The following is a 21,968-nucleotide window of genomic DNA, read 5'->3' as shown; positions in this document are numbered from 1 at the left end:
CTCATCAACAGCAGCATCATCTATTGGAGAGGTCGATCTCAGGCTTGACTATAGTGTAAACCCACTGGGGAACAACAGGAAGACGACCCCAAAGGCGGAGAACCCCAGTCCGAAGAGCACCAGAGAAATCGATCCCGACGCACCCGGCACGAGTACGGCGCGATTAGGGCGGTCCGGATCGTAGTGGATGGTGACCTCGCCTCTCGGCCGATATCTCCATTTCCTGACTGTACCGATTGAGAGAGTCGAAAACGCGGTGTCTATGAACTGTTGTATGATACCCTCTAGTGTCCGCAAGTAGTTACTGAATGTGGAACGTCTCAACTCGGGTATTTCAGGCGGTGGATGTGAGGTAAACCGCAAGAGCGGCACACCCCAGCCCTGCGATTTTGCGCGCCGTCGCGGGTTCCTCGAACGCGACCATCCCGATAACGGAACTGCCAACCAGAAAGAGCCCAAAGATGGGCGTCACGACGCTGACTGGGCCGATCGACAGCGAGTGAAAGTACGACAGCACGCCGACGGTGAGGAACACCCCAGCCGCAATCGCGTAGAGGCCGTGTGTTGAGGACAGCGACCCCAGCCCACCCTCGTCGAGGTACAGGACGACGGCTAGGTTGACGACTGTGATGGTCACGTTCGCAATAAGTGCGACCAGCATGATCGGGAGCTGGTCGGACGCTAGTTTCGAGAGCGGGGGCACTAACGAGTACGCAAGTAGCGCAAGGATTGCCCAAAGCAGGTAGTGCATGCGAGGCACGGCGAGTTGCGTGCCAATATGGCTGGTGCTACCGGATGAAAATGGAACGAGCGGTCAGTCGTCGGCGGGTGGCACCTATGTCATCCTGACCCGCAACTCGCAAAGTCAGAGGGCAGTAAAAGAGTACGGGCGTACTGTGACGTAGCGACCAGTCTGCTAACTGCACGCTCTGTATTCAGCAGCCACTGCCGATTTCATAACACATCTGTATTCAGAACGACCAAGCCGCTCTTGTTTAACGAAATTCAATCCAATAGCGTCTACTATACTGGATGTCAAAGTAATTGGATATTCTGGCAGTGAGTTTCCGGCTCTGACCTGTTGAGCCGGCGCTACTATCGAACCACGCCTTGACGAACTTCTGGCTTTCAGGATAGTAGATGTGCGTATACCCCAAATCGGCAGACAGAAGCCAACTGACTAGACTGGATGAGTTATATCTGATAGGGTTTTATGAGACTGCTGAATTCAGCACGCAAGGACAGAGACCCTACCTACGGCTGTTTCAGGAGGAAGGATGTCATATTGATGGGGTTTCAACAGAGCCTCCCGTACTGGTGTTGGAGAACCTCCAGTACATCCGGGAGAACATGGACTACGGCGCGACCGAGTTTTCCGTGTGACCGTCGCCACCTTCCGCGAGGCAGTCGCTGACGACAAGCGGTTCGTCACCCCGGACAGGCTCGAATACCTGTGCTGTGTCCTTCACCGAACGACTCTGAGTCCCTCGGTTCCGTCGTCGACGAACTGGACCAGCGAGACGTGGACCGCGTCGTCGTCGATGGCGACTTCAGAATCGGTGTTCGCAGCGAGTGTATGGCCTCGCTGCTCGGCATCCGGGACAGCACTGACTGTCCCGGCAGGGTCAAAGACTGTCTCCACCCGCTGTTCGATTACGTCCATGTCTGCTCGAGTGACCTCCGCGCCGAGCAGGAGGAACGCGAACACCGTCGACGTACGACCGTACTCGCTCTCGAACAGTGGGTCGATGCTCGCGGGAATCTCGCTGTCGAGGTCGGCCGTCCGTGGGAACGACCCGGTCCACAGGACGCCGAGGCCGCCGTTCGAGAGCTGTCGGTGCCAGGCCGATCGATCCAGCCCCCCGCACGAAGCGCCAGTGAGTACCCGAACGAACACGGAGAACAGATCTGCCACCCGGTCGGTGGGGCCGTCCAGACCGTCGGTAGTGGGGCCGTCGACGTGGTCCGTTACACGGTCGGTGTCAACGGGGACGACGGACGCTGACGCGTCGATCAGGCGTGAGAGCTTCGTATCGCCGCCCGCTCGGTTCACCACTGGGATCGATACCGGGAGGGCATCCGCCTGGCTCGCGAGGCGTGCGATTTCCGTTGCTGCCCCCATCGCCATCGGATTCGTCGTGTCGACGGTCAGGAGGCAGTAGTCCGCGTCGGCAACATGATCGCGAAGCTGACGACGTGTGTCGTGTGCTCGCTGCTGGCCTGCGGTCCACCGGGACCGACGTGCCGTCGGCTGGACTCCCTGGGCCAGCGAGACGACGTGATCGGCCCGCTCCGTTTCGTCCGGGGCAGCACTGATTGGAACGACGACTGATCGGGTCGATTCGGCGTGTGCACGCATCGCCGTCTCCGTTTCAGGGAGGACTTCGTACGCCTGGAGTCGGTCGATCCCACCCGCGCCGACACCCACCAAGAGGATCTCCGGGGGACCGAGCTCGATGTCGTCGCCGTCCTCCGTCGATGTCTTTTCTCTCTCGGCCGCGAGTGCCTTCTCCACGATATCTTCCATGTGCTTTCCGTCTCACCGGAGCCGGGTATATCTTCAGCATGAAAGCAATGTATATGTTGACAGTTTTTGGTCGGTGAAGGAGGCACCGCTCCCGTCACAGCTAAAGGTGAGTGCGAGTGCCCCGGCGATACTACGAATCCGGGAGAAGATCGAAGGTTGCCTCGACCTGTGCCTCGACCGTGACCGGGCCGGGGTGAAACTCGAAGGCGTCGTGCGGCCCAGCTTCGAGTGCACTATCGACGAGCGATCCCATTCCTGCGGGGTCGACAGTCGTCACGTCTCGAACTGACCCGAGCGTCGCCTCCTCGGCGGACGCGATCTGCCTGGCAGTGTGACGTGCGGCCGTCGTCGCCTCGGCCACCGCCTCGTCGTAGAGCCGTTTTCGCGTTTCCTCGGTGAGGTCGAACTGTACACTGGTCACCGACGCGCCCGCGTCGGTTGCTGCGACGACGACTGCCGCTGCTTCGTCGGGCATGGGGGTCGCTTCGACGGTTTGCCGGGCAGTGAAGGGCAGATCCTCGTCGTCATCGGGAAACGTCCCCTCGTCGATGCGAACGCCAGTCGTCCGACCCAGTTCGCCGGGCAGCGATGCTAGCACCGTCGCGCCCGTGTCACTCGCTTCCTGCCGAGCCGACCCCGGCGACGGGCCCTCCCCTTTCACTTCCAGTTCGACGTGTGTCCGTTCGACCGGGTGTACCCGGTTCCCGCTCCCGGTCGTCGTCACTGTTCTCTCGACCATGCGCTCCGGTCGGATGGTCGACAGATAGTTGTTATGCCCCGGTAGCTAGTAATTACTAATAATAGCTAAGCCAAAGTCATTATTGCTAGTTATCGGTAAGTATAAGTTAAACCAGTCGAAACGCAAGGCTGTGATGACAGATCACGACGACAACCTGCGGAGTGTGGCAAAGCGAGTCGGCTTCTTCCACCAGACTGCGGAGAACTACGGTGGAGAAGGCGGACTCTGGACGCTCGGACCCCACGGGACCGGCGTCAAGCGGCGAATCGAGAACGACTGGCGCCAGCGGTTCACCGTCGAGGAGGGGCACGTCGAGATCGAAGCGCCGACCGTGATGGGCGAAGCCGTGTTCGAGGCTTCGGGACACCTCGACGGGTTCGACGACATGCTCGTCGAGTGTCCACAGTGCGGACAGAGCGAACGGGCCGATCACATCGTCGAGGACAACACCGGCATCGAGGAAGCGGAGTCACTCCCCAACGAGGAGGTCGAATCACTCATCGCGGAGCACGAGCTCGTCTGTCCCGAGTGCGGCACTGACCTAACTGGCCAGTCCGTGATCGACCACAACCTGATGTTCGAGACCAGCATCGGGCCGGGTAGCTCGACGCCCGGCTATCTCCGTCCGGAGACGGCACAGGGCATCTTCGCCGACTTCCACCGACTCAAACAGTACGAAAACAAGCAATTGCCCTTCGCTGTCACCCAGATCGGGCGCTCGTACCGCAACGAGATCAGCCCGCGGGGCGGACTCGAGCGGCTACGGGAGTTCACCCAGGCCGAACTGGAACACTTCATCGACCCCGCGAAACACGAGCCCGACCTCGAACGGGTTCGCGAGGTGCCGGTGACGCTGTACCCGAGCGAGGCCCAGCAGGCAGACGACGGCGCCCCGTTCGACACGACGATCGGCGAGGCCGTCGACGAGGGCGTCATCGCCGACCCGTGGATCGCGTACTACATCGGCATCGCGAAGGAGTGGTACGTCCGCATCGGCATCGACCCCGCACGGCTTCGGTTCCGGCAGCACCAGCCCGACGAGCGCGCCCACTACGCGTCTGACTGCTGGGACGCCGAAACGGAGATCGACAGTGACTGGCTCGAAGTGACCGGATTCGCCGACCGCGGGAGCTACGATCTGCGGAAACACGGGGCTCACACTGGTGACGAGACCGCCTACCAGATCTTCAGGCCCTTCGACGCGCCCCGCACCGAAGAGCAGGTCGTCGTCGATCCGGACATGAGCGTCATCGGGCCGGAGTTCGGCGAGCAGGCCGACGCCGTCAAGCAGGCGCTCGAACGGAAGGGCGCAGCCGATCCGTCCGCCTTCGACGGCGACACGGTGACGGTCGAACTCGGCAACGGCGAGGTGACGGTCCCGACCGACGCGGTCGACGTGGAGCGCGTCGAGGTCACGAAGGAGGGCGACCACGAGCATCCGAAGATCATCGAGCCGTCGTTCGGCATCGACCGCATCGTCTACAGCGTGCTCCACCACGCACTCGAGGTCGACGCAGTTCCCGGGAGCGACGATCAGCGGACCGTCATGTCCCTGGACCCGGTCGTTGCACCGACGCTCGCCGCCGTCCTCCCCCTCCGCGATACAGTCGACGACGCGGCACGGTCTCTCGCCGACGAGCTTCGTTCGGCAGGGCTTCCGGTCGAGTTCGACGCCGGGGGGCGAATCGGCCGTCGCTACCGCCGACAAGACGAGGCCGGGACCCCCTTCTGTGTCACGGTGGACCCCGAAGGGGTCGTCGACGGCTCCGTCGAGCGGGTGACGATCCGCGACCGGGATTCGACCGCGCAGGTCTGGGTCCCCGTCGAAGACCTCGCCGCGGAACTCACCGCCCTGCAGGCCGGGGCACGCGAGTTCGACGACCTGCTCGAGGCGTACCAGATCCGAACCGAACCGAAGGCGGAGGCGGCCTGATCGGTCCCGACCCCCGGAGCGGTTCAATTCAGGAGATTCACAGGCATGATCTTTACACGTGCAGCGGACGGACCGTACGCGGCGCTCGCCGAAGAGATCGCGGCCGACCGGAACGAGCCGGTCGTTTCGGACATCAACCGCGTCCACCAGGCCGACAGCGTGCTGATCGTCGACGCGCCCGGGTCGATCCAGCCGTCGGACCTGCGCGCCATCCAGACGCGGTTCATGGAGGCCGAACCGTACACCCTCGACGCCGGGCTGATAACCGGCCGCACGCCCGAAGAGGCTCGTGACCTCTATTTCGACCGGGCGCAATCGACAGCGACGGCGGCGGAGTCAGCAGACACGCAGCACTGTATCGCAGTCCCGGACGCGAACGAATCGATCGGGACGAACGACGAGACTGCCGCACTCCTGACCGGCGATTCGGTCCGACGGGCCCAGCTCCGGGGACTGGCTGACGGCGGGATCGACTCGCTGTCGACAGTGCTTCACGGCTCGCACATGTTCTCCCGGCTCGCGGACGGGCTGTTGAGCGGCTTTCCGGCAGCGCCAGCGGACTTCGCGTTCGACGGACAACAACCACCGTTCGTCGACCAGGACGCAGGGTCCCAGCGCGTCGAGGAGCAGGCAATTCTGGCCGAAACCCTCGAAATACCGCAGGTCTTCCTCGATGGCTGTAGCGCGCTTTTGCAGAATATGAACGATGGCAAGGACCGACCGGTTCACACCGCGCTGAGCCTGCTCGCAGGCGCCGAGTCGATGATCGGGACGTACCGCATCACGGAGTGTGTCGAACACCATGGACCCCTGCATCACAATTTGCTCCGTGCTGGGTACTCGGCCGGCGAGCGTGCGTACATCCTCAACCGAAGTGCGGTCACTGCAGGCGTCGAGCCGTACCCCTACGTCGTCGCCGGTCTCCCGTCGCACGAACCCTCGCCTGCTACTGTCCGTGACCAGACGTACACGACCACGCTCGAGCGGGCCGACGATCGGTGTTTCGTCACCGTCTCCGACGTTGATTCCCCCATCATCGACGTCCGGGTACCGGCGGACGTCTTCGCTGCGGACGCGGAGACGTTCGCCGTGCGCTGTGTCGACGGCCCGAAGCATCCGCTGTATTATACGGCCTTCCGCGAAGGCGAAGACGTCCGGGTCGTCATCAACGCGTGGGGACTGATCGTCGCCGACCAGTTCGAGTTCGAGGTGGCACCGTCTCGAACCATCGACGAGTCACGGTCGCGACTCGCGGCACTCGCCCCCGAGGACAGGTCGGACACAACCGTCGCACGGATGGCAACACTTACTGAGTCAGTCCCGGATGCCGAGCAGATCCTCTGGGCTGAGCTGCCGGAGAGAGCCACCCGACAGTCGATGAAGGAGTGCCGTAGTGCGCTGCGACGCGTCAACGAGAAAGCTGCGGCCGAACGGTTCGCAGTTCAGGACTACCGAGAGACACTCGACGCGCTCGCGGAGGCGAGTGAACACCTCGAACGCGCCCGTGGGAACCTTGTCGAGACGGTCTGTGAGCGGAAGTCGGATTCCATACAGGACCTCTATCTGTCTCGGACCGACACGGCACAGCCGGAGACACTCGACAGCGGCTGTCCGTACTGTCACGGCACGGTCTACCTGCGGGTGCGAGAGGATCGGTTCGGACCGGCTGCACGCGCCCTCGGGATCTGTGCCAATTGTGCGTATGTCTTCGACGCCCCCCACGACGACACCGGCGACGTCACATTCCCGCGTCTCTGGGGTAGCTTCCACGACGTGTCTACCGACACGCAGACGTTCACGGTGGAGTTCGAGAACCCTCTCGACCGGCTGACGACAGCCTCCTGTCGACTCTCCGTCGAGCAACTGAGTGACGAGGAGGTCATCGGTCGACCGACCCGAGAGGTGGTACTCGAGCCCGGCGAAACGATCACTGTCGAGTACACGCTCGATGTTACCGGAATCCGTGAACACCTCCGCTCGACGTGGAGCCAGTCTGCGGCGGTCTCCATCGAACCCGACTACTCGACGTTCGGCCCGCGGTTCGCTGACGTCGGGCCTGACAACGTCGAAGCGGCTCTCGAGGAACTGGCAGCCGACGGCCACGACGCGCTCGGTATCGAATCCGTTACCGTCGCTGTCGATGGACAGGAGGTGACGGTCGACCCCTCTCTGTACGACGTCGAGCGTGGGGAACCCGACAGATCGTACAGCCTCGCGGAGTTGTCCGGGAACTTCGTCGTCGAGGCACACGTAGTGCTGGATACGCTCCACACCTACAGTGGGACGCGGACGCTGCACCCGGATATGGGCTAGCTGGACGACCCTGCCGTTGCCAGTTGCCGGTACGTGTCTCAAGACAGGGCGGTGGAGAGCAGACGCTCGACGATACTCGGCTCGTACTGTTTCTGCTGGGCGTTCCAGTCGGGTAACCGACCGTGTTTCCGCTGGAACCAAGTGAGTTCGGCGTGTTCGATCTTGTCGAGACATCGCTTGACCGATGGCGTCAGTGGGTGGAGCGCCCACGACCGACGAGCAAAGTACTGTCGAACGGTCTGGAATCGGAATCTGTTCGGCTGTTGATCGCTGTATTCGAGGAGACGCCGGCGGAGGTTCACCGACTGTCCGACACGTACCAGGCGGCCAAACGACCAGAGCCAGTACACGCCGGGCTCCTCGGGAACTTTCGTCCGGATTTTCTCCGGACTGTACCCATACGGACGGCCTTTCGGGGGCATCGTGGATTCGGTGGTCACCCTCAACCGATTTGCTCGGTGTATTCGGGCGTTGCACGTCAATATAGATAATAATTACTCATAATCACAAATCAGTCCGCGTTTCGAATATGCAAGAGGACAGAGCAGTATTCAATTTATATCCTCGTACACAACCTTAGACGAGCATATTAAACCGCATTCGATTCCTGCGGAGATTCTGTAATTCGCGAAACCCACGACTATAATGACTAAGAAAAACTTTTATTTACTACCATACCTGTACTAGTGGATGCAATGGAACGCGACGATAGAGACCGATTCGGCCCGGCAGGACAACCCGACGGTGGTCCCGCAACCGAGTCGTCTGCTGTCGAATCGACGCATGCACAGCAATCTCGCCCAGTTCAGGTCACTGGGATGGGCGAGGGAGGGTCCCGTACCATGCTGATCGTCATCGATACGCTGAATCGGTGTGGATACATCGACATCGACAACGCGGGCATGGGTGGCACCCAGATCACCACGGACGACGGTTCAGTCCTGGAGATCGGCGTTCTCGACACCGACGAACTCATCGAACAGGAGGTGCCCGAGGCCGTCGAGGACCCGACCCTCGCCGAGTACATCCTCTCGAACACCATTGCCCCCTACGAGGGCAGCGGTGGCAATCCCGAGCGGGTACTGCGCTGGTTCGACAACAACCCGGACCTCGCAGACTGGCTCGTCAACCAGCACACGCCGGAGGGAGAGCAACACCCCGCCGGAACCATCGTCCACATCGCGCTGCTGGGCGGATCGGGCAACGCGGGCTCACACCGCTTCTGCAGGGACATCACTGACGGGAAGTACCTGCAGGCCGACGACGACCAGCGCGGGCCGGTCACCATCGTCGCCATCCTGCCGGCGTTCCGGCACGGCGACCGCCCACGCAAGCAACTCGCTGACGAGGAGGGCATGCCTGGGACGGCCTTCGTGAACAACGTCATCCCGCGGCTGGATGACCTCAATACCCACGTCAAGCAGGGCAACATCAACGCTCTGACGCCGGTGTCGAACGGGTTGTTAACGCTCCAGTCACACGCGCTCTCGAAACTCATGCCCTACAACGAACTCCGGCGCATCCTCGAACCGATCCGGACCAATCTGGACTGGTCGAAGTTCCGCCGGTACTTCCAGCAGCAGGGTGAGATGCGCGACGCGACCAAGTTGATGTACGCGAACGACGCGCTCAGGAAATCGGTCTGGCCGCAGTATCTGGGGATCATCCGGCCCCCGGACATCTCGATGAGCATCGGGTGGGCCAACGTCGACGCCGCGGACTTCGAGGGCATGTTCGGCCACGGCGTCTACGCTCCCGGCCGGTGTTTCCTCAACGAGGTCGACGAGATCGCCGAACTGTTCCCGCGTGATGTGCCAGCCGGTGCGGACTTCGAGACCGCGCTGAAGGGTGCCGCCAAGTACTCCGCGTGGACGAACGCAGCAGCCTACCGGAACGACTCCGTCTACCGGGCGACGACCATCGCCTTCAGCCGGTCGCGGGACGTGACGACCACCTCGGCCTACGAGATTCGGGAGGGCGTCGCCACCGAACTGGGCATCAATCCCCACGACGTGACGCTGGCGACGATCGACGGCTTCACCGACGAGACGTTCCCCGGTGAGCGTGCCCCCGAGATCGCGGTCTGGACCTACGCCAACATCGACGACCCGCTGTCCCCCTACGCACAGCATCTCAGCCCGGACGAACGCGCCCATCTCACCGATGAACACGACATCGACCTTGGCGGGAGGGGGCTCTGACGATGAAGGACACTCTCGTGGGACGACTGCAGGGCCCGACGCCGGCCGCAACGGTGCGACGTTCACTGCTCGTGGCCGCCGCCGTCCTGCTGGCCGCTATCGTCGGCGTCCTGGTCTTCGATCTCGGACTCCGGGCCGACCTGCAGGCGATGGGGATCGGTGCCGCGCTGGCCGTGGCACTGGTCAGCCTCGCGCTGACGCTCCAGGCTCACAGCGAACTCCGAATGCTCGAGGAGCGCTTGAGTGTTCACGCCAGCCGCCTGGACAGTCAGCAGGGAGCTACCGGACAATCGGGCACGGAGGAGTCCCAGCAGCATTCCCAGACCCCTTCGACCCAGCAGGACGGCTCCCAGACCGGCCTGGACAAGTCGCTCTCGGAGATGAACGGAAGCGAACGGGCCAGGGAGACCTGGCCGCAAAACACCGACGAGAACGAGACACTCCGGTAGACTGAGACACCGATGCCGTCACACGCCCCAGAACAGTCCCCCCTGACGCTTTTCCCTCCATCTCTCACCAACGCCAGCAGATCACGTTCGGTCGACCACTGGTTCCCGAACCGCTACCGTAGTGTTCCCCATTCCCGACAGTTTCAGTATCGGGCGGTCATTACCCGTGGTATCGGGGTCTTTCAGAGCCACTGACATCCGGATGTCTCACTGGTATACTGATACGACGGTACCCACGCAACCGCCAGATATCGTGCCGGGATGCACCTGGCATAGGTATGTGGGGAGACGGGAGACGCATCTATGACTGGCTTCGAGTCCGGATCGGTCGACTCCGGTGAGGTGACCGACAGCGATTCGTCCCCGGCAGCTCGACGGGAGGCCATCGAGACGCGGCTAGCTCGCGAGGTTCCTGCTGACGCATCGCTGGGAAAACTCGCTGGCCGCGCCGAGGCGCTCGCCGACGCCCGGGATCTGTCGACGGCTCATCCCAAGCAGGTCGGCGCGCTCGTCCCAGCGATCAGCCAGACGATGGCCGGTGTCGCCGCAACTCGTTGGAGCAAGGGGAGCGAGTACCTGCTCGGTGCCTACAGGGACGACGTCTTCCGACACGGGTTGGCCGCGATTGCCGAACTCGATGCCAATCACCTCCCGACCGACGAGACCGAGAGCCTCGAGAGGGTTCTCGAGGTCATCCAGACGGTACTGGCGAACGCTGACGACACCGAGATGACTGGGCACGCGATTCGGGCATTCGGGGTGATTGCGGCGACCCGACCCGACTGGACCGCCACGTGGGTGGCGAACAACTACGGGGAACGCCACCTCTATCGGTTCAACGAGCAGGTCGAGACAACCCTCACAGAGATGGCCGACACCGATGAACTGGTGTCGCTTTTGCAGACCGTTGCAGTCCTCGTCAGCCACGACCGGCTTTCCGTCCTCGTCGCCACCCTGCCTCGACGTGTCCTCGAGAATTGCGCAACTGTCGATGAGTATCGAAGCAGGACCTGGATTCACGTGATCTGTCGGGAACTCGGATACGATTCGCCAGTCGACCCCGCGGACGTCTGGGTCCGAATCGAGAACGAGCGACATGCATTCGGGATGTACAGGTGGCTCTTGGTGACCTACAGTGTCGGAGAGATTCCTGGCCTCGATCCAGGGCCCGACGCGGCAGCAGTCGTCATACAGAAACAGCGCCACATCGGGATCACCCAGGTCGCGACTCTCCCGGAATCGCTCGTCAATACGAACGATCTCATCGACCAGTTGATGATCCTCGCGACCCGCGACACAGACGGCTACCCCGGCATCCAGAAGAGGGCGGCCAAGAGTCTCGGAGCGATCGCAAGTTCGCCTCGACTCTCGGTGACTGAGGCAACACAACTCGTCGAGCATTTCGAATCGGTCGTCGACGATCACGACCGCCGCGTCCAGAAACCGGCCCTCGCGGGTCTCAAGCAACTCGCCGTCTCGGATGGGATCCCATCGCGTGTTCGGTTGCGGGCAGTCGAGGTGATCACTACTGCGATGGACACAGACCACGCTGGTGTCCGACACACGGCTCTCAAGGAACTTGGAACGATGTTGACGCTGGACACTGCCGCACTGACCGGCCGTGTCCGTGAGATGCTCGAGACCGCTCTCGATCACGCGGACCCGGTCGTTCGCGCAACGGCCGCATGGGAACTCGTACGCTCCGAGGGGACGAAAGATGGCTCAGACCTGACACGGACGGAGGTCGTTGCGCCGCTAGAACGTGCACTCGACAGCGACGATGCTGAGGTACGTGAACTGGCCATCGAACGGAGCAAACTGCTTGCGAGTAGCACCGTCGTGCCGGTGGACCTGCGACAGGGGGCGATCTGCGTCCTCGAACGCGCGATGGAGGCTGACACCGCGGAATTACGCCGGAACGCCGCGAGGGGACTTGGTGAAGCTGCGGACACCACCGGCCAGTCCTCGAACACCCACTGGCGGATCTTTTCAGCACTCGAAACAGCGCTCGACGACCCTGCGACGAAGGTTCTGGAGGCTGCAGCTAATGCACTGAAAAGACAGGCAGCGGGTGAGACGACCCCACCGGAACTGTGTGAACGAGCGATTCCGACGCTCGGTTCGACCCTCCGTAACTCTGAGCGTTTCGACGCGGGGGCTGTAGCGGGAGCGCTCGTCGAGTGGACCGGGAGAGCCGCAGTTTCAGATGCCGTGAGTGACACGATAGTCACAGCATTGACTACCGCTTTCGAAGCTTCCGATGGTAATGATCGGAACCAGGTCGTCCAGGGTACCAAGCTGCTCCTTCAGGCGGATTCAACGTCGCTCTCGCCGCTGCAGCGGTCACAGGTTCGCGATCTGCTTTGCACTGCGGTCCGTGACGAAAACCAATTTGTGCGGGAGGAAGCTGTTGCCGGTCTCACAGCGTGGGCAGAAACGGCAACCTCGCCGGCCGACGGGGACGACGAAGTCGTCAGGGCCCTCCAGTCACAACTCGATGCTGAGAGTCCCGACACCAGACTGCACGCTGGCGACGGGCTGTCAACAATCGCCGCAAGTGGTCAATTCACCGAGGGTGCCAGCGATTCGGCTGCCGACTCGATGGCCAGCATGCTTGAGGACGACGATCTCCGCGTTCGAGTGGCGGCTGCGCTGAATATCATTCGGCTGTCGTCATCACCGCTGATCACGACAGCGAGAGTGAGTCGAGCGCTAGACGTGCTCCAGGCGGCCCAACAAGCCGATAACCCGGCCGTTCGGCTGTATATTCTGGACCGGCTCGAGGCGTTAGTGGTAGAGGAAGCCTCGATCGAGACACACGGATGGGTCTGGACACTCTATCTCACGGCTCTGGAAGACGATCGGAACGAAATTAGAGAAAGAGCGGCCCGCGGGATTCGAGATATCTGTGAGCGAGCGCTCCCGTCGCCAGGTAGCGCCAAGCACTCGTTTGTTTCAGACCTCGGCGATGCGCTTTCAACGCTCGATCCGGCAGTGACACGCCACCTCTTGGTCGGCCTTCGGACCCCCGCAGAGAACGATCCAGTACGACTCGAGGCACTGCGAGCCGAGATCAGGGCCGTCCTTACCGAAGACGCGCCCGTTGACGTACAAATAACGGCACTGGGACTGCTCTCGCTGCTCGGTGTTCGAACGATGGCGACCGACTGACCGAAGGATTTAATATTGACTAAATATTAGTAAGTGGTGCAGAGAGGATCGGTGGTGTAGGCCGGCATAACACACGGCCAGCCGCCCTCGCTCAGTCCCCTGCGGCCGCGGGTCGTCGGGGCGGCACACATGGCCGTGCCGGAGGTTCAAATCCTCCCCGATCCATTTTTCAACACCAGCAGACCCAACCAGTCTATGACGCACCAGACCGCAGATGACCGACCTCGAACGGCTGATACCGGCCCAGCGAGTGCAACTGGTGTCAGTGTCGTCAGGAGTCGTGATATCGCCGATCAGGAACGGTCTGTCAGCCAATACTGGGTTTGATACGAATCTGGCTGTAGAACACACGACAAGGAACGTTGCCAATACCGGCTTATGACTACGGAACAACTGGACGGTGGCGAAGACTCTGTCACTTCTGACGCGTCGGTCGAGGAGAAACGCGACCGTCTCGACCGACAACTCGCGGACGAACTGTCCGCAGATCCGAAGATTGGCGAACTCTCGGCTCGTGCAGATTCGCTCACAGCTGCTCGAGAACTGGCCGTCGAACGGCCCGATCTGATCGGCGATCTCGTGCCCGAGATCGCTCAGACAGTGCTCGCAGTCACACCCAGTCCCCGGAGCAAGGGCAGGTCGATGCTGCTCGGTCGCTTCGAAGCGGCCGTTCGGCGCGACGGAGCAGCGGCGCTCGCCGAAGCCATGTCACGGTCGAACACTGGAGAGTCGGACGAACACGTCGCAGTCGCGTTGCGGGCCGCGTCATCCGTCCTCGAACACGCCACCGCGCCTGCTGCGACGCGACAGGCGCTCCGCACGGTCGGCGCGATTGCTGCTACTCGGCCGGACGCTGTCGCCAACCATCTGGATTGGGCTGTATCGGGGGCCGATTCGGAGTCGCTGTGCACGACTCTCGAGACACTCCTCTCACGGACCAGCGAGCGAGAGCAGTTACGAGAGTTACTTCGAACAATTGCGATCCTGGCGGTGCACGATTCGACCCGGCCGCTAATCGACGGCCTACCATCGTCAGCTTTGCCACCGGCCGACTATGCCGACGGTATCGGCGAGCGAGCGTATCGAGTGCAGGCGTGGGCGTATGTGTGTCGCCACGAACTCGGGTACGACTCACCGGTCGATCCCGGACAGCTCTGGGCGGACCTCGAGCAGGGAATCGGCGTCAGTAGCGCAGACCCCGGCCCGGGTATCGTCTGGTGGCTCCTCGCTGAGTCCGCTGCTGCCGATCTCCCGACCGATATCGATACTCGATTCGCAACCATCGTCCAGCATGACCATGCCAGGACACGCCTCGGCGATGCAGTGGCGCTTCCGGATGCGATCGTAGACACGCGCCGACTCGTTTATACTGCTGCCACCGCGCTTGACGACGCTGATATCGAACGTCGGACCGAATCCGCACGAGCGCTCGTCTCGTTGGTGGGCACGCCTCCGATGTCGACGCCACTACTGGAACTGGTCATCGACACCCTCACAGACGCAATCGGCGACCCGGACTTGTCCCCGAGTGGTGTCGTCCAGGAGCTCGCAACGTTGGCAGACTCGCCATCGGTCTCGACGTCGCTTCGACGCCGTGCCCTCGTCGGTCTCACTACTGGACTGATTGTCGATCACGACGGGACAAAGTGGCTTACAGCACAGGAACTGGCCGAAATAGATACACCGGTGATTGACCAGTCCCATCGTATGCGTGCAGTCGAGACGCTCGAACAGGTGCTCTGTCGTGACCCTGGAAGTCTCACCAGTCCTCTTCTCGTAGAGCAAGCCGCGAAACAACTCGCGAGCATTGCCTGTGATGAAGCATTTCAGGACGGCACCCGCGAGCGTGCTGCCGACGCCCTGCTCGCCGCGCTGACCTACGACGAGCACTCGGATTCGGAACACATCCAGGGCTGGGCGACGGATCAGCTCATGGAACTCGTCGGAACCGACATCCTCTCGGCTGACCAGCACGGCCAGATCTACGACTCCCTTGTGAAGATGCTCAACGGCTTTCAGCCGGAACTGGGAGAGAAGGGTGCCAGAGGGCTCGGGATCCTGGCAGGGACAGCAGCAGTCCGAGAACCGCTTCGTCACCGCGCCGTCGAGACGCTAGCCGCCGCCCTCGAATCCACGACCGAGAACCCACTCGAGCAGATTTCCGGCCCGGCCAAGGTCTCTGCCGCATTCGTACTCACGAGACTGACCGAGACTGACCTGGTCACGCCCGATGTTCTGGAGCGTGCCCGGAGCTACCTTGCCGACTACACCCTGCGCAGCGATACTGCTGTCGACGGACTGGGTGAACTGGTCGCGGGTAATTCCGTTCCGACGCCACTCAAAGAACGCGCGTTCGCCGACCTCGTGACCAAACTCGAGTCTCTCGCCGATCACACCACGCTGAGAGATCCTCGACGCACAGCAGCGAGGCGACTGGCGACCGCAAACAGCTACGAAACCGTCTCCGAGGAAACGGTTCTCTCGGTGGTTACGGTTCTCGGTTCAGTCCTCGACGACTCCGCGGGCCGAGCACCAGCCGCTCGCGGTGTGCGTAACGTTTGTGAGACAAGCCCGGACCTTGCGTCTCGTCTTGGCCGCGACCATATCGAACAGTTCGGGGCGGAACTGTCCCCAGATACACCGACACCGACCCGGAACCTCCTGTGGGCGCTGAAAGTGCTGGCCGAGGAGTCTCCAGCGCTGCTGTGTCATGTCCGGGACGACCTCCAGGGACTCCTCGTGGAAGAAGCGCCCGTGAGCGTCCAAACCCAGGCGCTCGAGGTACACTCGTGGCTCCAGCAGACCGGAGAACACGAGACCGACGGTGCGTGACTGGTATCGATTCGGAGTGTGCTGAGTCCTGAAAGACCAAGCCAGTACATTGCCGACCTGCCAAAACCGCGGCCATACATCGAAGCCGAGGGTTCACCGACGAGAACGAAATCGAAACCATGCAACGGGACCTCGAGTAGCCCGTTTCTCACAGTCCCGGATACTCCACGATCTGGGATGCGTCCCAAAGTTTATACCCTACAGATACAAAACTAAGATTGAGTCAGAAGTAGTGATTATTATGACTGACGAACCACAGTCCGATGACGATGATCAGCCAGACGAGTCCGGGAAAACGGGGTTGCCGGAGAAGATGGAACGAGAGGTTGAATCATTTCTCGGTCAATTTGACGCGACGCGACAGTTTCTGGACGAACTGCAGACACAGCAGGTCCAGGGGCAAGACGCCGAAGTGCGCGAACAACTGCGGCAGTGGGCAGATCGGAAGCCCGGACAGTACACAGTGCTGTTCCACACTCTCGTGACAGGGGAGCGGTTTCGGCAGGACGTCAAGGTGAACTTCGGGTCGAAGGTGGCGACCGCGCTGGAAAAGCTCCAGGACCAGTATTCATCTCTGTCATATGACTTCTTCCTCATTCGATTGGAGCGAGTCTATGGTCTGTATCGGTCGGATCTCCGGGCGATCGTCACCGATGCCGTCCCAGCTGAACAGGACGGAATGCCGGTACTGTCGGTTGAATACCGTGAGGGGTCGGCAGTCGTCGCCGAAAGTCAGCAGGAGCCGTCCCAGGCACTCGTGACCGCAGCCAATCTCACACAGGCTGTGGCGGAGTTGCTGACGACGGAGCAAGACGAGTGGGACCAGCAGCATCCGGCAGAGCTACGAGGACAAAAGGAAGCGATCGAGCGACTTACAGACGCAGTCGAACAGCTCCCGGACGTCGAGGAAGCCGAAGTCGAGACTCGTGACGCGGCCAATGTCGACACCACGGACGCTGACCAGTCGTCCCCGTCGCTACTAGAACACGACCCCGGGTCGTACAGGGACCGCGACGATCCCTCCGAGTCCGAAAGGCCGACGTACATCCAGTGATGAGAGACTCCGTCTCGGTCCCGGGACACTGCCCACGTGCCATCCCACAGGCTGTTCAGGCCCCCACGCCGGAATTCGTCTCGATATTTGGTGATGCCCATCAAACACTGCGGGTCGGTGAACTGGTGGTGTAACTGATTTCCTGGAGTCCAGGCAGCTCTCAGCTGAACTGTTCCGAATATTTTAATAGTAACTTTTATTGACTAAAGATGGCTATTTGAATTAAGATGAGCCCAGACAATCGAACTGCGCCGGATACCACCAGTCCAGGAGACCAACCTGCGCTGGACGCCGATCCGGCGCACCGACTCACGGTGACCGGTCTCGGGGGTGCCGGTGCGCGCTTGCTGTGGGGTACTCTGACTGCGTTCCACCGACTCGGTCTCGTCGAGATCGACGGGGAAGACGACTCGGAACTGTACTCTGGTACTGACACGACCGTCAACGTCGGCCTCTTCGACACTGACCGGCAGACATTCGACAGGACGCGGGAGCACATCGACGACGAACGTCTCGCCACCCATCTTTCTCGACACACGATTGCGCCCTTCCAGGGTAGTGGGGGCAACCCAGAGCGGGTCGATAGGTGGTTCGACGAACACCCCGAACTCGGCAACTGGATCCGTAGCCACCTCACAGCGACGACGGAGTTGCAGTCTGACCACGCCATCGTCTACTGTTCGCTCATGGGTGGGACCGGGAGCGGCACTATCGAGCATGTCTGTGATGTCTTCCGGGATGATGGGTGGCGAGCATCCGACGACAGTCGGGAACAACACGTCTCTGTGGTCGCAGTCGCGCCTGCGTTCCGGCAGGGTGACCGCCCCTGCCGACAACTTCCGGGGTCCGAGCGCGAAGTGAAGACCGCATACGTCGAGAATGTTATCCCACGACTCGACTCCCTTGCGACACGTGTCGAGCGTGAGACGGTGGACAACGTGATTTTGGTGTCGAACGACCTCCTGAAGCTGCAATCGTTTGCCACAACGGCGGATCTCCCGTTCCAGGAACTTCGAGCGCTGGTCGAACCCCTCCGGAGTGACCTCGACTGGAGCCCCATCAGACGTCTGTACAGACACGAAGATTGGGTGCAGAGTGCGACCCGAGCGAGGGCAAACCAGTCGCTGGTCAGGGCCCTGTTCCCCCTGTTGCTCGGGACACTCCAGCCACCAGATGTTGCACTCGACCACGGCTTTGGATGGGGAGCGCTCGATGCGACTGGCTTCGCTCAGTGTCTTGCTGACGGCTTCGTCACGCCAGGGTACTGTTTTTTACAGGAATCGTCCGCTGTGCGGCAACTGTTCCCCTCACAGGTGCACAGTACCGAACAGGCAACCTTCGAAACAGCACTGCGGGGTGCGACCACCTACTCGGCCTGGACCTCAGCAGCGGCCTTCTGCCACGAGACGGTCCAGCAGGCCTTACTCTTCGCCTATGGTCGCGACGAAATTGACCGCTCAGTCTGCAGCGAACTCGAACAGGTTGTCAGCTCCGAACTCGATATTGACACCCACGACGTCCAGTCGGTCACGATAGACGCGGAGCGAGATGCGTGGTTCCCCAACGGCGACACACCCGAAGTCGCAGTCTGGACCTATCTGGTGTTCACTGACCCGCTGCCTCCATACGCCATGCACCTGACTAAGGAAGAGCGATCCCACCTGACCACCGAATACGGAATCGATATCGAACGATAGACACCCTCTTGCACAAAACAAATAACATACGCATTGCAACCACTCCATATGGTTTCAGAATGTTCGAATTGTGGGTCCTCAAACATCTACACTCAGAAGGAGTGTTCTTACTGCGGGACAGAGTTCCACTTCAACAGGAAATCGGATAACTGTGTGGCAGGACGAAAACAGGTGAGATATCGAACGTCCTATGGTGGCGATGAGGTTCGGAAGGGATGGCTGGTGAAATGCCCGAGCTGTAAGGAGTGGCTCTACCATACTGGCGGCACCAAGCCAAACCGTGAGGTCCGTGCGACTGAAAAATATCAGCGAGGGATGGAGATAGTCGAAACCATCAAAACCGGCGAATACTGACAGGATGATGTCAATTCTGCCTGCGTTGAAGAACGTGGGTCCCGCTATGAGAGATGAGATTTTAGGTGCACTCCGGGCACTCGAACACGTTGCTGTGCGGCCCGTAGTCGATCCACTGTTTCCGAGCCCCGCAGTCGCTGCAGGTTCTGGGCTGTTCTGTCCGGGGATTGCTGCATCGGCACTCCTGACCAGGTAAAGGGTCCATAGGTCAGTTCCCTCCGAAATCGGGGTTGCGGAGGCTGTCGTGAAGGCCCACGTCGCTGGGTTTGCCGTGGAGTTCGATGCGTTCCAGCCGCTGGATGAGGTCTTCCAGGGCGGCGTGTATGTGTTCCATCTCCTCGGTACTGGCTGCGAGGTGAGCTTCAATCTCGTTCAACTCCTCCTTCAGCTTTAGTTTCTTCTCCTCGGATTCCTCCAGTTCCTCTTCGAGGAAATCGATCTGATCGTAGAGCCGGTCAATGTACTGTTCGAGGTCCTCCTCTGAATCGAACTGTTCCGGTATCTCGGGTATTTCAGTCACCGCTTGCCTCCTACAGGTCTATCTGTGGTTCTGGGAAGTTTTAACTCTGGGAGGCTACACCCCCGTCCGCGAGGCGCGACCAGCAGGAGCGAGCAGGGCGAGGATACAGCCGTCACGTCCCGAGGTCATTCTAGGCAGGGGATGACCGTATCGTCGCCACTGTTTGCTGGTGGCGGGCTCACCGCCAGGGGTTCCGGTCCCGACGCCGTCCTCGGTCTTCGGGGGTCAGCCGCTCAGCGGTCGCATCCGGAAGCCCTGTCCTCTTGATCTCACGAGTGACCTCCTGAATGGCATATTCAGTGCTGTAGACGGAAATCTCGTGGGTGTCGGCGTCGACGACTGCGTAGCGCGCTGCCGTCCCGTCACGTGGTTGACCGACGCTGCCCGGATTCACGATCAGTCTATCGTCGATAACCGCCTCGTGCTGGAGATGCGTATGACCCAGGAAGATGCCGTCGTGGTCCTCCAGGTACGGCCGCATTTTCGGGAAGTCCTTCGGGAACACGTACTCATCCAGATTCGTCGGATGGCTGTGAACTGCCAGGAACTCTCCGATTTCCTGCTGGGTTGGAAGCGCCAGCAGGTACTCTATCTGCTCGTCTTGCAACTCGCGCTGGGCATACTTCAGCCCCGCTCTGGCCTGTCTGTTGTTGTCATAGCGCTCCGGATTCGTGACCTCTCGGTCGTGGTTTCCCTGCAGTACCACGTCACACTCGTGTCGAACCATTTCGACGCACTCTGCGGGAAACGGATTGTATCCGACGATGTCTCCGAGACAGACCAGCAGGTCCACTGTCGGCATATCGTCCAGAACAGCCTCGAGAGCCGGTCGGTTCGCATGGATGTCCGACAGCAGGCCGATCTTCACTCGTCACTCACCTGTCTCAGGTAGACGCTCGGGGCCTTTCAAACTCCGCCGGTTTGTTCGCGAGGTCATCACCCAGCCACCATCCGACAGACCCCTGGAACTCACCTGAATCTCCACATTTCTCGATAGCCAGGTGTATGGCAAACACATCCGAGATGTCGACACGGCAGGGGCCGAATGCCTTGGATACCTGTTCCCCGAATGCTACTGCTGGAACGTGTGGGACGCTGTTGCCGCTCGCCGTACCAACGCATCGTGTGGATCGGTTTCCTCCCTGTGGGCTGCCACCTGCTTGAACGCCTCGTCGATGCTGATCCCTCGGTGAATAGCGAGAGCGGTAGCCGCTACTGCCGGACTGCGAGAAGCACCCCGCGAGCAATGCACAAGCACACTATCGCTCGAGCACAATCCCGAGAGAACCTCCTCGACTGCCGACTCGAAACGGTCCCTTTCGTTCCTCGGTCCGTCCTTCATTGGAACCTTGTCGATAGAAACACCGGACGGGAACCCAGTCTCGGGACCTCCGTGCGTGAGTGATACCACTCTATCTACACCACACTCACGGAGCAGGACCTCGTTTCCTGCTTCGTTCGTTGTCCCGACGAACAGACCGGAGCAGATCTCGTCCATTGGTCGTGAGTCAAGGCAGTTCGTATTGAATGTGTGGCTGTCTCGTGGCCGATTCTGACCGACACGGCCTGGAGCTCGCGCTGTTCTCGATGCGGTGGCTGTTATCTGGCGCCGGGGAGGAAGCGTATCTGCAGGTGGATCACGTCAGGGACATTCGCTGCTTCCGCGAAGTACGTGCTTTCGCCACACTCGTCACACACCGTTTTTCCTTTAGTGGTAGTTTCGTCATCCGGCCTGAAGGGAGATGCGGAAATCTGGATGTGCTCACCCGGACATTTCCGTATCCGGTTCTCGCAGGCCTGGTTTGAACAGGGGATTCTAATGCCTTCTGCCCGTGTTGATTTGTCCAACCTGCTCCAGCTGACCCGGACGAGCCGACCACAACCGGAGCAGATGCTCGAATCCAGATCGACAATTGATGGTGTGTCATTCGATACCGTGATGTGCTCATCTGTTATCCACAGCGACTGAACACGACCCACCGACGGGACAGTACAGCGTATCGACCCATCACAGCCCGGATCTGGACAACTCGTGAGTATTGATCTGGATGTCATCCGTCCACTAATAAGCTATTATTACTAATTAATACTTCGAAGTGACAACCTATAGCTTGTAGTATTCCTCTCTCCAGTCAGACTCCGATGGACTCCGTCAGTGATTGGAGTTGTCGAATGTGG

General features: G+C 60.9%; 16 protein-coding genes and 1 tRNA gene. 9 read left to right on the top strand and 8 right to left on the bottom strand.

All coding sequences use genetic code 11. The annotated features are described in order from the left end of the window. Positions 1 to 48: 48 nt before the first annotated feature. From MUG96_RS24390 to MUG96_RS04565, 4 genes are all read right to left on the bottom strand, one after another. On the bottom strand, positions 49 to 372 hold the full coding sequence (locus MUG96_RS24390) for a DUF3592 domain-containing protein (protein ID WP_443984561.1): 324 nt from the start codon (positions 370 to 372) through the stop codon (positions 49 to 51). Continuing rightward, a complete protein-coding gene (locus MUG96_RS04575; protein ID WP_246986926.1) occupies positions 335 to 751 on the bottom strand; it encodes an EamA family transporter in 417 nt (138 codons plus the stop codon). Before MUG96_RS04575 ends, MUG96_RS24390 begins: the two co-directional genes overlap by 38 nt. Positions 752 to 1,465: 714 nt before the next feature. Beyond that, positions 1,466 to 2,527, bottom strand: a complete 1,062-nt coding sequence (locus MUG96_RS04570; RefSeq protein WP_246986924.1) for a hypothetical protein — start codon at positions 2,525 to 2,527, stop codon at positions 1,466 to 1,468. 130 nt (positions 2,528 to 2,657) lie between these two features. Next, positions 2,658 to 3,266, bottom strand: coding sequence for an SIMPL domain-containing protein (locus MUG96_RS04565; RefSeq protein WP_246986922.1), 609 nt, complete (start codon positions 3,264 to 3,266; stop codon positions 2,658 to 2,660). 133 nt (positions 3,267 to 3,399) lie between these two features. Between MUG96_RS04565 and glyS the strand changes: the two genes are divergently transcribed. Both glyS and MUG96_RS04555 read left to right on the top strand, forming a co-directional pair. Then, positions 3,400 to 5,199, top strand: a complete 1,800-nt coding sequence (gene glyS / locus MUG96_RS04560) for a glycine--tRNA ligase (RefSeq protein ID WP_246986920.1) — start codon at positions 3,400 to 3,402, stop codon at positions 5,197 to 5,199. Between the two features lie 45 nt (positions 5,200 to 5,244). Further along, positions 5,245 to 7,512, top strand: coding sequence for a hypothetical protein (locus tag MUG96_RS04555; RefSeq protein WP_246986918.1), 2,268 nt, complete (start codon positions 5,245 to 5,247; stop codon positions 7,510 to 7,512). Between the two features lie 38 nt (positions 7,513 to 7,550). On the opposite strand, the gene MUG96_RS04550 is transcribed toward MUG96_RS04555, so the two are convergent. Next, positions 7,551 to 7,952, bottom strand: a complete 402-nt coding sequence (locus MUG96_RS04550) for a GIY-YIG nuclease family protein (protein ID WP_246986916.1) — start codon at positions 7,950 to 7,952, stop codon at positions 7,551 to 7,553. 402 nt (positions 7,953 to 8,354) lie between these two features. On the opposite strand from MUG96_RS04550, the gene MUG96_RS04545 reads away from it, so the two are divergent. The 7 genes from MUG96_RS04545 (at position 8,355) to MUG96_RS04515 (ending at position 18,916) form a co-directional block, all read left to right on the top strand. Continuing rightward, positions 8,355 to 9,713 (top strand): hypothetical protein, encoded by a 1,359-nt coding sequence (locus MUG96_RS04545; protein ID WP_246986913.1) that lies wholly within the window; start codon positions 8,355 to 8,357, stop codon positions 9,711 to 9,713. Positions 9,714 to 9,715: 2 nt separating this feature from the next. After that, entirely contained in the window at positions 9,716 to 10,162 is a 447-nt protein-coding gene (locus tag MUG96_RS04540; protein WP_246986911.1) for a hypothetical protein, read from the top strand. Between the two features lie 531 nt (positions 10,163 to 10,693). Continuing rightward, entirely contained in the window at positions 10,694 to 13,333 is a 2,640-nt protein-coding gene (locus tag MUG96_RS04535) for a HEAT repeat domain-containing protein (RefSeq protein ID WP_246986909.1), read from the top strand. A gap of 45 nt (positions 13,334 to 13,378) precedes the next feature. Beyond that, a tRNA-OTHER gene (locus MUG96_RS04530) sits at positions 13,379 to 13,498 on the top strand. 921 nt (positions 13,499 to 14,419) lie between these two features. Next, positions 14,420 to 16,165, top strand: a complete 1,746-nt coding sequence (locus tag MUG96_RS04525; protein WP_246986907.1) for a hypothetical protein — start codon at positions 14,420 to 14,422, stop codon at positions 16,163 to 16,165. Between the two features lie 241 nt (positions 16,166 to 16,406). Continuing rightward, the gene (locus MUG96_RS04520; RefSeq protein WP_246986905.1) at positions 16,407 to 17,219 is read left to right on the top strand and encodes a hypothetical protein; all 813 of its coding nucleotides are present in this window, start codon (positions 16,407 to 16,409) and stop codon (positions 17,217 to 17,219) included. A 227-nt stretch (positions 17,220 to 17,446) separates the two neighbouring features. Continuing rightward, entirely contained in the window at positions 17,447 to 18,916 is a 1,470-nt protein-coding gene (locus tag MUG96_RS04515) for an FtsZ/tubulin family protein (RefSeq protein WP_246986903.1), read from the top strand. Positions 18,917 to 19,478: 562 nt separating this feature from the next. Here MUG96_RS04515 and MUG96_RS04510 read toward each other — a convergent pair. The 3 genes from MUG96_RS04510 to MUG96_RS04500 form a co-directional block, all read right to left on the bottom strand. Then, the gene (locus MUG96_RS04510; protein ID WP_246986901.1) at positions 19,479 to 19,790 is read right to left on the bottom strand and encodes a hypothetical protein; all 312 of its coding nucleotides are present in this window, start codon (positions 19,788 to 19,790) and stop codon (positions 19,479 to 19,481) included. A gap of 178 nt (positions 19,791 to 19,968) precedes the next feature. Next, positions 19,969 to 20,658, bottom strand: a complete 690-nt coding sequence (locus MUG96_RS04505) for a metallophosphoesterase family protein (protein ID WP_246986900.1) — start codon at positions 20,656 to 20,658, stop codon at positions 19,969 to 19,971. Positions 20,659 to 20,862: 204 nt separating this feature from the next. Continuing rightward, entirely contained in the window at positions 20,863 to 21,288 is a 426-nt protein-coding gene (locus MUG96_RS04500) for a dual specificity protein phosphatase family protein (RefSeq protein WP_246986898.1), read from the bottom strand. Between the last annotated feature and the right edge of the window lie 680 nt (positions 21,289 to 21,968).

The sequence above is a fragment of the Halorientalis marina genome, from assembly GCF_023028345.1.
Taxonomy (GTDB): Archaea; Halobacteriota; Halobacteria; order Halobacteriales; family Haloarculaceae; genus Halorientalis; species Halorientalis marina.
This window is presented reverse-complemented; position numbering and strand designations above follow the sequence as displayed.

Bases quoted from the DNA above. Each gene is read 5' to 3' on its own strand.
- MUG96_RS04575 (WP_246986926.1), bottom strand. From the start codon at position 751: ATGCACTACCTGCTTTGGGCAATCCTTGCGCTACTTGCGTACTCGTTA.
- MUG96_RS04570 (WP_246986924.1), bottom strand. From the start codon at position 2,527: ATGGAAGATATCGTGGAGAAGGCACTCGCGGCCGAGAGAGAAAAGACA.
- MUG96_RS04565 (WP_246986922.1), bottom strand. From the start codon at position 3,266: ATGGTCGAGAGAACAGTGACGACGACCGGGAGCGGGAACCGGGTACAC.
- glyS (WP_246986920.1), top strand. From the start codon at position 3,400: ATGACAGATCACGACGACAACCTGCGGAGTGTGGCAAAGCGAGTCGGC.
- MUG96_RS04555 (WP_246986918.1), top strand. From the start codon at position 5,245: ATGATCTTTACACGTGCAGCGGACGGACCGTACGCGGCGCTCGCCGAA.
- MUG96_RS04545 (WP_246986913.1), top strand. From the start codon at position 8,355: ATGCTGATCGTCATCGATACGCTGAATCGGTGTGGATACATCGACATC.
- MUG96_RS04540 (WP_246986911.1), top strand. From the start codon at position 9,716: ATGAAGGACACTCTCGTGGGACGACTGCAGGGCCCGACGCCGGCCGCA.
- MUG96_RS04535 (WP_246986909.1), top strand. From the start codon at position 10,694: ATGGCCGGTGTCGCCGCAACTCGTTGGAGCAAGGGGAGCGAGTACCTG.
- MUG96_RS04520 (WP_246986905.1), top strand. From the start codon at position 16,407: ATGACTGACGAACCACAGTCCGATGACGATGATCAGCCAGACGAGTCC.
- MUG96_RS04515 (WP_246986903.1), top strand. From the start codon at position 17,447: ATGAGCCCAGACAATCGAACTGCGCCGGATACCACCAGTCCAGGAGAC.
- MUG96_RS04500 (WP_246986898.1), bottom strand. From the start codon at position 21,288: ATGGACGAGATCTGCTCCGGTCTGTTCGTCGGGACAACGAACGAAGCA.